The sequence below is a fragment of the Flavobacterium sp. B167r genome (genome assembly GCF_056824315.1).
Genome location: NZ_CP124859.1, coordinates 5028087 through 5044360, shown reverse-complemented (window position 1 = coordinate 5044360; position 16274 = coordinate 5028087). Strand labels below are relative to the sequence as shown.

The following is a 16274-nucleotide window of genomic DNA, read 5'->3' as shown; positions in this document are numbered from 1 at the left end:
GATTTTGTTAAAAATAGCGGTTATTCAAATTTTTCTTATTTTATGATTCCTGCACAAGCAACTCTTCCTCCTGCATTTCCTGTTGGCTGAGTTGTAAAGTCATCTGTTCCAGCGTGTACAATCAAGCCTTTTCCTAGAATATCTTTGTTGGCATCTCCACAACCAATACACCATTCGTCAGTGGTTAAAGTGATAGATCCGTTACCTTTTGCGTCAGCGGTAAAGTTTCCGATATCACCTTTATGATATTCTGCAACTCCCCATTTTCCATGTTTTTTGAAAGTCGGATTCCAGTGTCCTCCAGCAGAACTTCCGTCTGCAGAGCTACAATCTGCTTTTTCATGAATGTGGATCGCGTGAACTCCTGGCTCTAATCCTGTTATTTTTGCTGTGAAAGTTACTTTGCCATTTTTTTCAACAAAAGTTGCAGTTCCGGCAACTTTACTGTTGCTTTTTGGCTCTAGTGCAACAGTCAGAGTTTTAGCATCATTTGATTTGTTATTTGTTTTACAACCAACGATTAAGGCTGTAATTATAGCGAAAGAAACAATTAGTTTTTTCATATCTACGGGCATTTTTAATTAAAGATTAAGTAAATTTAACATAAAATAACGGATTTGATTGACTCTAAAAGTTAAAAAAAAGTCAAACTATACGTTATAATTTGGTGTTGATTGAGTTAAAAACCGAAAATATTGTTTAAATTCGTATAGGTTTTTAACGAAAAATTTCTGAAACCTATTTATCTAATTCGCTCACATTTAATCCTTAATGTTATGATGAAAAAGATTTTTACCCTCGTTTTTTTTAGTTCGTTTTTAATTTCTTGCAAATGCGCAAAAACCGATGCAGTTTCTAAACTGGACGGATCTTGGGAGCTTAATTATATTTCTGGCCCGCGAATTACTTTTGATGGATTATATCCAAATAAAAAACCGACTATAAAATTTGATGCCAAAGCAAATCAGGTTTCTGGAAACAGCAGTTGTAATTCATACACAGGAAAATTAGTTGTAGATGGAAATAAAATAGATTTTACACAGCCAATAGCAGTAACTAAAATGATGTGTTTGGACACTCTTCAAAAAATAACTTCTTACGATATTACAGATGATGGTAAGACTTTAAACTTTATTTCTGGAGATATTGCTATGATGCGTTTTACTAAAAAATGATGCCATGAAAACCACATTATCGATTTTGCTGTTGCTGATAAATGTTGTAAGTTTTTCAGTTTCCGCACAAGAAAAAACAAAAAAAGAGCTCAAACAAGAAAGAGAATTAAAAAAACAGAATGAAATCAAAGCGCTTATTGATTCGCAAAATTTTGTTTTTGAAGCTCAAAAAGCAACGACTCAAGGCGGAAGATTGCTTCAACTAGACTATAATACTTATTTCTTAAAGTTTAAAGCTGATAGCACAACTTGCGATCTTCCTTTCTTCGGACGCGCTTATAATGTTGGTTATAATAGTGATGGCGGAATAAAATTTGAAGGCAAGCCTGAAAACGTTAAAGTCGAAGCCAAAAAGAATAATACAATTTTCAAAGCGACGGTAAAGGGTAAGAGTGATGTATATGATTTACTGTTTTCTATTTATTATAATGGAAGCACAACGCTTTCTGTTTCTAGTAATAACAGAGCTCCAATTAATTACGATGGAATAATATATGCTCCAAAAACAGCGGAGAAAAAATAGCATAATTCATTTTAGCAAACTTGTCACAAATTCGTCTGAATAATATGGTAAGAAAGTTTTTTTGGTTATTAAAGTGGCGGTTTTCGGTTTTGTTTTTCTCCTTTGGTACGTTCGCCATGTTTGGTCAGGATTTGGAGCCTCGGGCTTATGCTAATGTTCCCAAAGATCTGAATGTGATTGCGGCAGGGTATGTTTTTATGAATGGAAATGTACTCACAGATCCGTCTTTGCCTATCGCCGATTTTACGCTTCGAAGTCATAATCTGGCTGTAAACTATGTCAGAACATTTGGTTTGTACGATAAACTGGCTCGTATTCAAGTGGCGCTTCCTTATTCTTTTATGGATGGCGAAGTAACGCGTACAAGTGGAGATATTCTAACTGGATCGAGAACTGGTTTTGCAGATATGAAAATTAGACTTGGTATTAATCTTTTGGGTTCTCCAGCTTTAGATAAATCAGAATTTAGATCCTTTCAGCAGAAAACGATTCTTGGGGTAAGTTTAGTTACTTCTGTTCCTACAGGAAGATATTATGAAGATAAGCAGGTTAATATTGGCACAAATCGTTGGGGATTTAAACCAGAAATTGGCGTTTCCAAATTATTTAAACATGTTTACGCTGAAGCGTACGCTGGGGTTTGGTTTTATACCGATAATAATGATTACATGGGGAAAAAATTGGAGCAGAAATCTACATATAGTTTACAAGCTCATGCCAGTTATTATTTTAAAAATCAGATGTGGCTGGGTTTTAATACCACTTGGTTTTTTGGAGGAAAAACAATTGTTGATGGAGTTTCTGACGATAGCCAAATTGATAATTGGCGTGTTGGAGGAACTTTTTCTACTCCAATCGCAAAAGGCCAATCGATCAGATTACAATATCATATCGGGGCTTATACCAACAACGGATTAAATTATTATGCCTTATCAGCGGTTTATCAATATTCCTTTTTTTAGAATTGGATTATGAGTTAATGTGTTTAGAATCAGTATATTTTATTATGCATATATTTTTAAAAACAAATTTAAAATTAAAACTATGAAAAAATTAGGACTTATTCTTATCATGGCGGCAGCCTCGTTTTCATCTTATGCACAATCTTCTTATAAGGAAGATTTGGAAGTTGTACAAAGTGTTTACGGAAAATCTAAAAGTGATCTTGTAAAACAATACATGAATTTATCTGATGCGCAAGCAACGGCCTTTACAAAAGTTTATGATGATTACGAAGTGGCTCGTAAAGCTCTAGGGCAGACAAAATTCAAATTAATAAATGATTATGCAGCGAATTATGAAACTTTAACAGATGCGAAAGCGGATGAATTAGCAAAAGCTACTTTGAAAAATCATATTGATTATGAGAAACTTTACTCAAAAACGTATAATCAGACGAAAAAAGCAATTGGATCAATAAATGCGGCAAAGTTTATTCAGCTTGAGGTTTATCTTCAAACCATAATTAGAAGTGAAATTCTAGAAGCGATTCCGTTTATTGGCGAAATGGATAAGACTAAAGTGATGTAAAATAATAATAAGCAATAAGAAAGGGAATCAATTGATTCCCTTTCTTATTATTTCTCTGTTTTAACTTTGTAAATCTCGTTTACCATTCCGTCACGGAAACTGTCTAAAGTAAGTTCCCAAAACATAATTCCTCCTAATTTTTTAGCTTTTGCATATTCTGCTTTTGCTTTGATAGATTTTAAATCATCTGACGTTGCAAAAGTTTTTGTATCAGCATTGTACCAATATGGAGCTTGCGCTTTTTCATCATAAAAATATTTCCAGCCATTAGCTTCAGTATAAGTTGTAGCAAAGTTTTTAAAATCAACTCCTTGAATGTGCTCACCAGCCTGATATAATCCGTTATTAATGTTTTCTACATTTTTCCAAGTTCTAGAATAAAAAGCACCGCCAATAACTAATTTTTCAGCAGGAACGCCAGCTTTCAATAAAAACTCAACAGCTCTATCTGTAGATTCTTCTTTAGGATTTGTGCTGTAAATAGGAGTGTGGTGCCCCGTAACTTTAGAATATCCGTTCACTAAATCATAGCTCATAATATTGATTCTGTTAACTAATGGAGTAACTGCTTTCCAGTCAATAGATTCGTCTAAGTATTTTTGGAATCCTCCAGCAGCAAAACTTAACTCATATTTTTTGCCTAATGTTGAACGAAGGATTTTTATTAATTCAGTAAAGTTTGGTTTGTCAACTGCTTGATACAAATGTCCAGGAAGTCCTTCAATTGCAGGGTATTCCCAATCTAAATCTAATCCGTCAACTTTATAAGAATCACTTAATTCTTTTACTGATTTTGCAAATTTTAAGCGTCCTTCAGCTGTAGAAAAAGCTTCAGAACAAGGTTCGCAACCTCCCCATCCTCCAAGAGATAAAATAATTTTAAGCTGCGGATTTTTCGCTTTAAGCGAAACTAAATGTTTAATAGTATTAGAATCTTTATCTGAATCAACAGTTAATTTTCCATCTTTTAAGTGACAAAAACTGAAGATGATTTGGTTTAATTTGTTAACTTCATATTTATCAATGAGTTCTGAATCGCCAGTGTAATAGGCAATAATATCCATTTTTTTATTTTTTTGTGCGAAAGTCGTAGTAAGACTAAAGCACAATAAAAAAGATGCGATTAGGGTAATTCTTTTCATTATTTTGTTTTTATAGTTTTTAGAATGCTAAATATACTGCAATACATTTGATATTTAACTAATACACGGCTTACAAGATGTTATTTTAACGAATATTTTGCAAATAGTTGCAAAATTATTGCGCCCTGTAAGTGATGCCTTTCAGGAAAAAAAATACATAAAAAAAGCCCGCGCAGTTTCGGACTTGCGCGGGCTTAAACAAATTAAAAGCTAAAAACTATTTTGAGATTAGAAGCAGTATGAATTTTCTGCAACTAATTTTTCTGCAATTTTTTCTCTAAGGGCAATTACGTTTGGCAAGTTTGTATATTTTGTAAAACGTTTTAATCCCATTAACATCATGCGTTGTTCGTCTCCTTCAGCAAAAGAAGCGATTCCTTCTTTTCCTCTCAGGTTTACGATATCTACAGCTTTGTACAAGTATAATTTTGCCATTGCGATTTGCTCTTGTACTTTATCTTCACCTTGAGATTTTGCTAATTTTTCAGTTCTCAAGATTGTACTTTCTGCCATGTAGATTTCGATTAAGATATCAGAAGCAGCCATCAATAATTGTTGGTGAGAATCTAAATCCGGACCGTATTTTTGAACAGCACTTCCGGCAACCATTAAGAAAACTTTTTTCAGGTTTGCAACGATTCCTTTTTCTTCTGCAAATAATTCAGAGAAATCTGGAGTATCAAAAGATGGAATTCCCATTAATTCTTCTTGAACTTTCATTGCTGGTCCAAGTAAATCTACGTGACCTTTCATTGCTTTTTTGATCAACATACCTACAGAAAGCATTCTGTTGATTTCGTTTGTACCTTCGTAAATACGAGCGATACGAGCATCTCTCCAAGCGCTCTCCATCGGAGTATCTTCAGAGAATCCCATTCCACCAAAAATCTGAATTCCTTCGTCAGAACAGTTTTGAACGTCTTCAGAAACTGCTACTTTCAAGATAGAACACTCGATAGCGTATTCTTCAACACCTTTTAATTCTGCTTCTTGGTGAGAAGTTCCTTCCGCTTCACGAGCAGCGATTCTGTCTTCGATGTCTTTTGCAGCACGGTAAGAAGCACTTTCTCCAGCGTATGCGCTAGTTGCCATTTCAGCTAATTTAGAACGAATTGCTCCAAAAGATGAAATAGAAGTATTGAACTGAATTCTTTCGTTAGCGTATTTTACAGCGCCAGAAGTAACTCTTCTTTGAGCATCTAAACAAGCAGCTGCCAATTTAATACGACCAACATTTAAAGCATTCATTGCGATTTTGAAACCGTTTCCTCTTTCAGATAACATGTTTTCAACTGGAACTTTTGTTTCGTTGAAGAAAACCTGACGAGTAGAAGAAGCACGGATTCCTAATTTATGCTCTTCTTCATTCATAGAAATTCCGTTTGAAGGATCGTTTTCTACGATGAAACCTGTAATATTTTTATCATCTCCAATACGAGCAAAAACGATGAAAACGCTGCAGAAACCTGCATTCGAAATCCACATTTTTTGTCCAGTGATTGAATAATATTTTCCGTCATCAGATAAAACTGCTTTTGTTTTTCCTGAGTTAGCATCAGATCCTGCGCCTGGCTCAGTTAAACAATAAGCACCGAACCATTCACCAGAAGCTAATTTCGGAACGTATTTTTTCTTTTGTTCCTCAGTTCCGTAAAGTGTAATTGGCATTGTTCCAATTCCGGTATGAGCACCAAAAGCTGTAGAGAAAGATCCAGTTGCTCCAGAAATGTAGTCGCAAACTAACATTGTAGAAACAAATCCCATTCCTAATCCGCCGTATTCTTCTGGAACCGCAACTCCAAGAAGTCCCAATTCACCTGCTTTACGCATTGAAGATTCGGTATAAGCGTAATCTTTCTTTTCAAAACGATCTTTATGCGCCCATAATTCTTTGTCTACGAACTCTTTTACAGAGTCACGCATCATTAACTGCTCTTCTGAGAAATCTTCTGGAGTAAAGATATCTTCACATTTTGTTTCTTTTACCAAAAACTGACCACCACGAGTCACGTTTTTTTCGATTGTATCTGCCATGATTATGTTTTTTTATATTTTGTTTTTGCTCAATCTTGTCATTTCGACGAAGGAGAAATCTCCGCGACGATTATCCACATAGTATTTCAATCTTTGTCGAGTTACTTACGGAGATTTCTCCTTCGTCGAAATGACAAACTGAACGTTATGCTTTACTTAATAATACTGTTTTATAAAACCTCGTAAATCCCCGCAGAACCTTGTCCAGTCCCCACACACATAGAAACGATTCCGTATTTGTTACCTCTTCGTTTCATCTCGTCAAATAATTGAACAGAAAGTTTAGCACCAGTACAACCCAGCGGATGTCCCAAAGAAATAGCTCCACCGTTTACGTTTACGATATCTGGATTTAAGCCTAATTCGCGAGTTACTGCTAAAGCTTGTGAAGCAAAAGCCTCGTTTAACTCGATTAATTCGATGTCGTTTAATGTTAAACCAGCTTGTTTTAAGGCTTTCGGAATAGCTTTTACAGGTCCGATACCCATAATTCTTGGCTCAACACCAGAAGAAGCGAAGTTTACCAAACGTGCGATTGGTTCGATATTTAATTCTTTAACCATGTCCTCACTCATGATTAAAACAAAAGCAGCACCGTCACTCATTTGAGATGAGTTACCAGCAGTTACACTTCCGTCCGCAGCAAAAACAGGTCTTAAACCAGCTAAAGCAGCAACTGAAGTTCCAGCTCTTGGACCTTCGTCTTTATTAACTACGTATGATTTAGTTTCTTTTTTACCATTTTCATTGATGAAAGTCTGCTCAACAGTAATCGGAACGATTTGTTTGTCAAATTTTCCTTCAGCCTGAGCTTTCAAAGCTTTCATATGAGAATTGTATGCGAACTCATCCTGATCTTCTCTCGAAACATTGTATTGTTTCGCAACAGCTTCAGCAGTAAGTCCCATTCCCCAATAGTAATCTTCGTGACCTGCAGCTGCAACTTGATAATCCGGAGTTGGTTTGTAACCTCCCATCGGAATAAAACTCATACTTTCTGCACCACCAGCGATAATACAATCAGCCATTCCAGATTGGATTTTAGCTGTCGCCATTCCGATAGTTTCTAATCCAGATGCACAGTAACGGTTTACCGTAACTCCAGGAACGTCTTCTACTTTTAATCCCATAAGAGAAATTAAACGCCCAACGTTAAGTCCTTGTTCTGCTTCTGGCATGGCGTTTCCAACCATAACGTCATCGATACGTTTTTTGTCGAAATCAGGCAGTTCATTCATCATAAACTGAATAGTTTCTGCCGCTAATTCGTCAGGTCTTTTAAATCTAAAAACCCCTTTTGGTGCTTTTCCTACCGCAGTACGGTAAGCTTTTACTATATATGCTGTTTTCATTTGTTTTTGTTTTTTTAAGATTGGTAGAAGAAAGATGCAAGAAGCAAGATTTCAAAACAGAGTTTTGTCTTTTCTCTTGCTTCTTTCTTCTTTTTATCTATTTTTCTAGTTACGAAGCGGTTTTCCTTTAGTCAACATGTATTGAATTCTCTCCAAAGTTTTTCTTTCTGTACAAAGAGATAAGAAAGCTTCTCTTTCGATATCTAATAAGTATTGCTCAGATACTAAAGTCGCTTCAGATAAATCACCACCAGCCATTACATAAGCAAGTTTGTTAGCGATTTTCTTGTCGTGTTCAGAGATATATTTTCCAGCTTCCATTTGGTCTGTTCCAACTAAGAACATACCAAGAGCTTGTTTTCCTAAAACCTTAACATCAGTTCTTCTGATAGGTTGTGTATAACCCGCTTCAGCCATTAACAACGCATGTTTTTTAGCTTCAGCAATCTGACGATCTTTGTTTACTACGATAACGTCTTTTCCATGTTGAAGAAGACCTGTATCAAAAGCTTCATAACCAGAAGTCGAAACTTTTGCCATAGCGATTGTCAAGAAATACTCTTGAAGAACGTTTAATTCCACATCGTTTTTGCGGAATAAATCTGAAGCTCTCAAAGCCATTTCTTTAGATCCACCACCACCAGGAAGTACACCAACACCAAATTCAACTAATCCCATATATGTTTCTGCAGCAGCAACCACTTTATCAGCGTGTAAACTCATTTCGCATCCACCACCAAAAGTCATTCCGTGAGGCGCCACTACAACTGGAATTGAAGAATAACGAACGCGCATCATTGTATCTTGGAACAATTTAATTGCCATATTCAATTCGTCGTATTCTTGCTCAACCGCCATCATGAAAATCATTCCGATATTAGCTCCAACAGAGAAATTCGCTGCTTGGTTTCCAATAACTAAACCTTGATATTCTTTTTCAGATAAGTCGATTGCTTTATTGATAGCTTGAAGAACATCGCCACCAATTGTATTCATTTTAGATTGGAATTCTAAATTCAAAATTCCGTCTCCTAAATCCTGAATAATTGCTCCACTGTTGCTCCAAACTTTTTTGCTTTCGCGGATGTTGTTCAGAATAATAAATGAATCTTGTCCAGGAACTTTCACTTGTGATTTTGTCGGAATGTTGTAGAAGAAAGTTGCTCCTTCTTTCACAGTATAAAAACTGTCGCTTCCAGAAGCCAACATTTCGTTCACCCATGCAGCAGGCTCTAAACCTTCAGCTTTCATGATTTCAATTCCTTTGGCAACGCCAATAGCATCCCAGATTTCAAATGGACCATTTTCCCATCCAAAACCAGCTTTCATAGCGTCGTCTATTTTGTATAATTCGTCTGAGATCTCTGGAATTCTGTTTGAAACATAAGCAAACATTCCGGCGAAACTCTTACGGTAGAATTCTCCCGCTTTGTCTGTTCCTTTTACTAAAACTTTAAAACGATTAATAGGTTTATCGATCGTTTTAGTTAATTCTAAAGTTGCAAAATTTGCTTTTTTTGCAGCGCGGTATTCTAATGTATCTAAGTCTAAAGAAAGAATATCTTTATCTACTTTTTTATAGAAACCTTGTCCCGTTTTACTTCCTAACCAATTATTTTCCATCATTTTGTTGATGAAATCTGGAAGTTTGAACAATTCGTGTTGTTCGTCAGTTGGGCAGTTTTCGTAAATACCGTTGGCAACGTGCACCAAAGTATCCAAACCAACAACGTCAACGGTACGGAAAGTAGCCGATTTTGGTCGACCAATAACTGGTCCAGTCAATTTATCAACTTCTTCAATCGTTAATCCCATTTCTTTAACTAAATGGAACAAACTCTGAATTCCGTAAATACCAATTCTGTTTCCAATAAACGCCGGAGTATCTTTAGCAACAACTGAAGTTTTTCCTAAGAATTTAGAACCGTATTCGTTTAAGAAATCCAATACTTCAGTTGAAGTTTTTGGACCCGGAATAATTTCAAATAATTTTAAGTAACGCGCAGGGTTAAAAAAGTGAGTTCCGCAGAAGTGTTGTTGAAAATCTTCGCTTCTTCCTTCGCTCATAAAGTGAATTGGAATACCAGAAGTATTAGAAGTAACCAAAGTTCCCGGCTTGCGGAATTTCTCGATTTGTTCGAATACCAATTTTTTAATATCCAAACGTTCCACTACAACTTCAATAATCCAGTCAACATTGGCAATTTTTGCCATATCATCAGTCGTATTTCCAGTCGTAATTCTATTAGCGAATTTTTGACTGTAAATAGGAGACGGTTTCGATTTTAATGAATTCGCCAAGTGCTCATTTACCACACGGTTACGAACGGCTTTACTTTCAAGAGTTAATCCTTTTTTAGCTTCAGCTTCTGTCAACTCGCGAGGAACGATGTCAAGCAGTAAAACTTCAACACCAATGTTGGCAAAATGACAAGCTATACCTGAACCCATAATTCCGGATCCAATTACAGCAACTTTTTTAATTGTGCGTTTCATAATTTGTTACTTGTTTGTTTTTTGCAGTTTTCGAATCATTTCTTGCCTTGCGAAATGCTATTCTTTGTCTGCGTTTTCTGTTTGATTAAATATGTTTTTGTCGTGAATCAATTCATTAATGATTTCCGAAACTTCGATAAAATGACTCAGCTTTTCGTCTGAAACATGTTTTCTAACGGTTTCATTAAACTTCAGGACAGTATTTTTAGATAATTCTCTTTTTTCTTTTCCAAACTCCGTCAGATAGATTAAAACTCCTCTTCCGTCGCTTGGGTTTTTTTTGCGAACAATCAAACCTTTGTCTTCCATTGATTTTAATGTTCTTGTTAAGCTTGTGGCTTCCATTCCCATTCTTGGCCCTAAAGCGGTCGACGGAGTTCCTTCTTCCTTGTCAATACTTAACAGAGCAAATCCCGTTGCCATTGTAGCATCGTATTTTGCAGCCTCTTCATTATACATTCTTGAAACAGCCTGCCATGTTGCTCTCAAAATATAATCTATCGTTTTGTCTTTCATAGGTAACTATATCGATTTCAAATATAATGAAAAAATACTATGCATGCATATTATTTTTTCATAAATTTTTGGTTAGTTAAATGATTCCCTTGATTTACTGGGGTTTGTGGTTTTTTTAAAATGAAATATACTATTCTTTTTTTAGATTTTAACAATTTGATATAGCTAAAAATCTTTTTATGGTATTTATTTTGAATTTAATTTTTTAATATTCAAAAAATTATGAATTTATTTCATTTTTTTCTTCTGACGTGTATCTAGAAATTGCTTGTTGCAATATCTTTTTCATACGATTTCGTAAATTCTCTGGACGTATAATTTCAATAGAATCTCCAAATCCTAATAAAAGCCTTTCCATTTCATAATTAGGCGAAATAAACAAATGCACAATAATACTGTGATCTTCATTTTCTTTGATTAATCGCTGGGAAGGATGCAAAGGTTTTGTAATGACGTAAGGCGCATTCGATGCATCAATCCAAAGTTCAATGCGTCGCGGTGGCAAACCAGAATTGACTGTTACACCTATAATATCTTTGTAGTAAGATTCAGCATCAAAATCTTCTTCTATATAAGGAAGGTTAAAATCGTAATCTATTGAAACAATTCTGTCCAAAGCTAAATTGGTAATAGGTTGTGTTGTCTTTTTCTTTCCAATTAAAAACCAACGATTGTTGAATTCTTTTAAAATAAATGGATGAAAGTGGAATACGGTTTCTTCTCGAGATTTAAAAGATTTATAGGTAATTATCAAAACCATTTTTTTGATTATCGCCTGATATATTTCATCCAAATAATGAAGTCCTTTTAAATTTTCGTTTTTGTCGAGATAAATGACTGGTTTGGTATGCGACTTTTCGGAATAGATTTTATCTTCCAATCGCTGTAAAATATCAGACACATCATTAAATAAAGAGAAATCTTTAAATTGCTTCAACATCGAAACGGTTTCAGTTAAAACATTCATATCAGTTTCTGTTAACGGAATATCGGTTATCGAAAAATCTTCGTCTTCATATTTATAATACTTTTTATCGTAAACGACAATTGGAGCGTTATAACCCAATTTTTCACTTCGCATTAGCTGAATATCCATTTGAATGGTTCGTTTGCTAATGGGAATATCTCGACCTTCATATTCAGATAAAGCTTCAGAACAGCATTCGATTAAATCTTCCAGCGTCCATTGTCTGTATTTGTTTTGCAGGCATTTGTCGATTATTTTATATCGGATTAAGGCGTTTTTGTTTTGTGACATATATTTTGTTTTGCCACAAAGACACGAAGGCGCAAAGTTTTTTAATAAAGGTTATTCAGATTATTTCACGCAGATTAAAAATGATTTAGGCAGATTCAACAGATTATTTGAGATAATAAAAAAATCTTATTAGATCTGCTCAAATCTGTAGAATCTGCGTGAAATAAAAAAAACTTTGCGTCTTAGTGACTTTGCGAGATTATTTTTTACTTTCTAAATAACTTATCTCTTTTTCAATATTTCTTCTCGCTTTCTCTTCATACAAATTCCTAAATTCATTCGTTTGAAAAATAAATTCATATTCCAGAAAATGCTTCAACGCTTTTGCTCTTCCAGGTTTGTATAGAAAATCAGGATATATGCGATATTCTTTTCTAATTTGTTCAAAATAGATTTTATAATCGTCCCAATCTTTGGCAAGGATTTTCAAATCAAAATCAATTAACCAATTAATATCTTCGTTTGTGTTGTGTGCGTGAAGCTGTGTTGCGCAGATCGCATCAAAAACGAATTGCTTATTTAAAAGATGTTTTTCAGATAAAATCGACAGAGCAAATTGAGCACTTTTTAATTCATTATCTTTTTTTGAAGCTGAATACACAAAATCATGATAAAAAATAGAAAATAATATTTCGTTCGGATTTTGAAGTCGATCTCGATAGATTTCAAAACTCTCAATCATTTCTTTTAAATGCGTCAGATTATGATAATGTCTTGATTTCTTGGAATATGCTTTTTCTAAATCAGTCCAGTTTTGCTGAATTTCGTTAGCTGAAAAGCCAATATTTAGAAGTAAATCGGTGTAGATTTTATTCAAATTCATCTTGTTTTTTACTCAAATTTAAAATTCTTTTTTTACTGCGCAAAATAATTGCGTAGTAGTTTTGAAATCTTTGCTCTGTCAAAATGAAACAATTATGAAGACTATAAAAATTTATTGTAAAGAATGTGAAATTGAATTGACTCATGAATTAATAGAGATTCCTGAAACAGATTTATGCTATGAAGATTATGAAGATATGATGGCTGAAAATAATTTTTGTTATGTTGTTGAACCGCAGTCTAAAATACAATTTTTATTAGCCGCATTAACTAAACATAAATTAAAAGATCATTCTGATTCAAGAAAATTCAGTGGATGCTGTGGAAGTAGTGGGGCTAATGGACTTAATAAATTATGTTTAAATGGTCATGAGGTTGCAACTGAGATTTCGGATTGTTGGACAAGTCATTACATTAAATTCGATATTAATAGTGTTATTGTTAAACAAAAAAATAATAATAACAGTTTTGAAGAAATACATTTCTAATTTTAATACTACGCAGAATAATTGCGTACTAGTTTGGAAATCTTTGTTCAGAAATAAAAACAAACGTTCATAGAAATAAAAAATTGAAAAAAAACAGGTCAAGTTTGAGTTACTTCGAAACACTTTCCACGTACTACTTACACCATTACCTTTTTATTCAATATTTGAAGCAGTAGCTCAGCGGTAGAGCAGGTAGTTTTGAAATTATCCTTAAAAGGTCAATCCAAACTTACTTCGTACACTTCTAATGTCCGTGTCGTGGGTTCGAATCCCATCTGCTTCACTATTAATGGTCAATTAAAACTTACGTCTAGAAAATTGGTTTTTCCGGTTCGAGTCCGGCAAGTTTTAAAATCATCATTAATAAAAAAAACGAGGGTCAAAATTAGCTTACTTCTCGGGGAAACCCACAGACTTAAAATTTGCTAGCTAATTAATTACACTCGAATTTAAGGTCAAGTGCTTCTTACTTCAAACACTCTTTAAGGTAGAACTCAGAAGCACCATTATCTAAATTTTAAAAATTAAAAAAAAATGAAAACAAAAGAATTATTAAAAATCAGTTTGCGTCAGAACGCTATTTTCATTCCAACAGAAAGGATTGCGAATGATAACCAAAATTTATCAGGAATAACATCGGTTTTTGCAGCCAATGTTTCAAAATTGGGATATACGTTTTCTGAAACGTTACTGCATGCTTTAAATAACGTCAGCCCAAATTATAAAATCGAGGTTTTAGAAGTGCTAAGAGAAGTTTTAGGAACTGATAAAAACTGGACGCCATTGGTGAAAGAATGGAATGTGCCAACAAATGAATCTGTCATCGATCATATCATCACGTTTTTCGGAAATGTTTTCCAAACTAAAAACGGAACAGCTTTACAATGCGGACATACAATTCCAGATCATACTTTTCCATTAGAAAGATACAACGGTTGTCCTTTCTGCGGTACTCCGTTTGAATTTGGAAAACTGGAAAAAATCGGTCAAGGAAGCAAATTGAAAGTCCTTGAATTATGGAATGAAAAAGATTTAGAGAACTTTTATATTTCGTTATTACAGTCAAGAACAGCTTTAGACGCTACTCAGGTAGATAGTTTAAAAATGGCAATGAAATATTTGGCTTTGCCTAAAACAGAAATCGCAATGAAGGAAACTTTAATGCTTGTGATCGATCTTTTGATTGAAAATTGCAATGAAGATTTAGCTTCTCAATTTTTGAAAACTCCAACTGATATTTTGCGTTATTTATGGTATAAAAATACTGGAATGCTGCAAATTATCGAACCAAAAACGATTATCAAAAGAGCGACTAAAAACGGTCAGCATTTTCATAATTCTTTGGATACAAGCGCGCAAGCAAGAATTGCATCTAAAAAAGATTTGAAACTAAAATATTCTCGAAAAGAATGTTTAATGGTTGCAAATTGGTTGAATAACATGAATTTGGATGTAGAAGCGATGTGCGAAATTATGCATCCAAAAAGAGGAATGTGGGTTCGTTTTATCCGAGCGTTGCGTTTGGCAGAATACAGCAAAAGAAAAGGATTTGAGAAATTGAATTTTTTAATGGATGTATTCTACAACCAAGTGTACGATGTTTGGCAAAGCAAAGTGAATTCGTCTAGATTGAAATTTGATGCCGATAAAACATTCGGTTTGTTGAAACAACGTCCAGGATTGTTTGCTCGTTCGTTATTTTCGAATATGCTATGGTTTGGTGCCGATGAAACAATCGCTCATTTTGAAGAAATTATTGATAAAGTTCCAGCGAGATTGGTGTTTACGTTAAACATGTATGCACAAAATTACTTTGATGTAAACATGCAGAGAAGTGTGAAACCTTTGGGTGGAACAAACAAACGTGTAGGATCAAATCAGTTGTTAAAGTTGTACGATGATAATCAGTTGGAAACAATGAAAAATCAAATCGAAGACTTGACTATTTTGGCGATGAAAAAACGATTTTCATCGGTTTCAAATTCAAATAAAACAATTTATATCGATCCGCAATTGTTTAATATTCCGGTTTCTATTGGAGATCGAAGCGAGACAGTTCAAGATTTGCCAGTTGCTTTAATGGGAACACGTTTCCCAGTTGAAGGAAACGAAGTTAGATTGTTTATGCAATGGGGTGCAGCTTTGCCAGCGCAACATTTAGATATGGATTTAAGCTGTCATATCGCTTACGAAAACAGCTCAGATATTTGTTCTTTCAGCCGTTTAAACACAACAGGTTGTCAGCATAGCGGTGATATCAGAAGTATTCCGAATAAAATTGGAACTGCTGAATACATCAATGTCAACATCGAGGAATTAGCGAAAGCGAAAGCAAAATTTGTGACTTTTACCTGTAATGCGTACAGCAACGGAAGTATTACGCCAAATCTAGTTGTAGGTTGGATGAACAGCAAATATCCGATGAGAATTTCGGAGAAAACAGGTGTTGCGTACGATCCGTCGTGTGTAGATCATCAGGTTCGTGTGACGCAAAATGTTGCCAAAGGTTTGGTTTTTGGAGTGTTGGATGTTGCCAAAAGAGAAATCGTTTGGTTAGAGATGACGTTCGGAGGTCAGGTTGTTGGAGGTTTGGATTCTAAAGGAGTTCAGGCGTTATTGGCAAAATTAAACAGCAAATTGAATATCGGTAATTTATTGCAGCTAAAAGCGGAAGCTCAAGGTTTAACAATCACCGAAAATGAAATCGCTGATGAGGTGTACACAGCGCAATGGGCGATGAACTCAGCTGCTGTGACGCAATTGTTAATTGATTAGAAAAAGGGGACAGAGGTTCAAAGGAGCAAAGGAGCAAAGGTTTCACGCAGATTTAAAAATGATCAAAGCAGATTACGCAGATTATTTAAAAAAAATCTGTCTAGATCTGCTAAAATCAGCAAAATCTGCGTGAAATAAATAATCTACGCAAAATAACTGCGCA

General features: G+C 34.7%; 14 protein-coding genes and 1 tRNA gene. 7 read left to right on the top strand and 8 right to left on the bottom strand.

Annotated elements, in window-relative coordinates; genetic code table 11:
* Positions 1 to 35: 35 nt before the first annotated feature.
* Positions 36 to 563, bottom strand: coding sequence for a superoxide dismutase family protein (locus tag QLQ96_RS21970; RefSeq protein ID WP_482493256.1), 528 nt, complete (start codon positions 561 to 563; stop codon positions 36 to 38).
* 213 nt (positions 564 to 776) lie between these two features.
* Between QLQ96_RS21970 and QLQ96_RS21965 the strand changes: the two genes are divergently transcribed.
* From QLQ96_RS21965 to QLQ96_RS21950, 4 genes are all read left to right on the top strand, one after another.
* Entirely contained in the window at positions 777 to 1175 is a 399-nt protein-coding gene (locus tag QLQ96_RS21965) for an META domain-containing protein (protein ID WP_482493255.1), read from the top strand.
* Positions 1176 to 1179: 4 nt separating this feature from the next.
* Entirely contained in the window at positions 1180 to 1698 is a 519-nt protein-coding gene (locus QLQ96_RS21960; protein ID WP_482493254.1) for a DUF4251 domain-containing protein, read from the top strand.
* A 116-nt stretch (positions 1699 to 1814) separates the two neighbouring features.
* Complete coding sequence (locus QLQ96_RS21955) at positions 1815 to 2660, top strand: transporter (protein WP_482493253.1); 846 nt, start codon at positions 1815 to 1817, stop codon at positions 2658 to 2660.
* An 82-nt stretch (positions 2661 to 2742) separates the two neighbouring features.
* Positions 2743 to 3228, top strand: a complete 486-nt coding sequence (locus QLQ96_RS21950) for a hypothetical protein (RefSeq protein ID WP_482493252.1) — start codon at positions 2743 to 2745, stop codon at positions 3226 to 3228.
* A gap of 47 nt (positions 3229 to 3275) precedes the next feature.
* Here the strand turns inward: QLQ96_RS21950 and QLQ96_RS21945 are convergent, their stop codons facing one another.
* The 7 genes from QLQ96_RS21945 to QLQ96_RS21915 form a co-directional block, all read right to left on the bottom strand.
* Positions 3276 to 4292, bottom strand: a complete 1017-nt coding sequence (locus tag QLQ96_RS21945; protein ID WP_482493251.1) for a glycoside hydrolase family 18 protein — start codon at positions 4290 to 4292, stop codon at positions 3276 to 3278.
* Between the two features lie 306 nt (positions 4293 to 4598).
* Positions 4599 to 6404 (bottom strand): acyl-CoA dehydrogenase family protein, encoded by a 1806-nt coding sequence (locus tag QLQ96_RS21940; protein WP_482493250.1) that lies wholly within the window; start codon positions 6402 to 6404, stop codon positions 4599 to 4601.
* A gap of 170 nt (positions 6405 to 6574) precedes the next feature.
* The gene (locus tag QLQ96_RS21935; RefSeq protein WP_482493249.1) at positions 6575 to 7756 is read right to left on the bottom strand and encodes a thiolase family protein; all 1182 of its coding nucleotides are present in this window, start codon (positions 7754 to 7756) and stop codon (positions 6575 to 6577) included.
* A 105-nt stretch (positions 7757 to 7861) separates the two neighbouring features.
* Positions 7862 to 10252: a 3-hydroxyacyl-CoA dehydrogenase NAD-binding domain-containing protein gene (locus QLQ96_RS21930; protein ID WP_482493248.1), complete on the bottom strand. Its 2391-nt coding sequence runs from the start codon at positions 10250 to 10252 to the stop codon at positions 7862 to 7864.
* A gap of 57 nt (positions 10253 to 10309) precedes the next feature.
* On the bottom strand, positions 10310 to 10768 hold the full coding sequence (locus tag QLQ96_RS21925) for a MarR family winged helix-turn-helix transcriptional regulator (RefSeq protein ID WP_482493247.1): 459 nt from the start codon (positions 10766 to 10768) through the stop codon (positions 10310 to 10312).
* Positions 10769 to 10988: 220 nt separating this feature from the next.
* Complete coding sequence (locus tag QLQ96_RS21920; RefSeq protein WP_482493246.1) at positions 10989 to 12026, bottom strand: helix-turn-helix transcriptional regulator; 1038 nt, start codon at positions 12024 to 12026, stop codon at positions 10989 to 10991.
* A 199-nt stretch (positions 12027 to 12225) separates the two neighbouring features.
* On the bottom strand, positions 12226 to 12849 hold the full coding sequence (locus QLQ96_RS21915; RefSeq protein ID WP_482493245.1) for an HD domain-containing protein: 624 nt from the start codon (positions 12847 to 12849) through the stop codon (positions 12226 to 12228).
* Positions 12850 to 12943: 94 nt separating this feature from the next.
* Here QLQ96_RS21915 and QLQ96_RS21910 point away from each other — a divergent pair, with 94 nt between their 5' ends.
* From QLQ96_RS21910 to QLQ96_RS21900, 3 genes are all read left to right on the top strand, one after another.
* On the top strand, positions 12944 to 13336 hold the full coding sequence (locus QLQ96_RS21910) for a hypothetical protein (RefSeq protein ID WP_482493244.1): 393 nt from the start codon (positions 12944 to 12946) through the stop codon (positions 13334 to 13336).
* Between the two features lie 166 nt (positions 13337 to 13502).
* Positions 13503 to 13619, top strand: a tRNA-OTHER gene (locus QLQ96_RS21905).
* Between the two features lie 251 nt (positions 13620 to 13870).
* On the top strand, positions 13871 to 16111 hold the full coding sequence (locus QLQ96_RS21900) for a hypothetical protein (protein ID WP_482493243.1): 2241 nt from the start codon (positions 13871 to 13873) through the stop codon (positions 16109 to 16111).
* Positions 16112 to 16274: the final 163 nt, after the last annotated feature.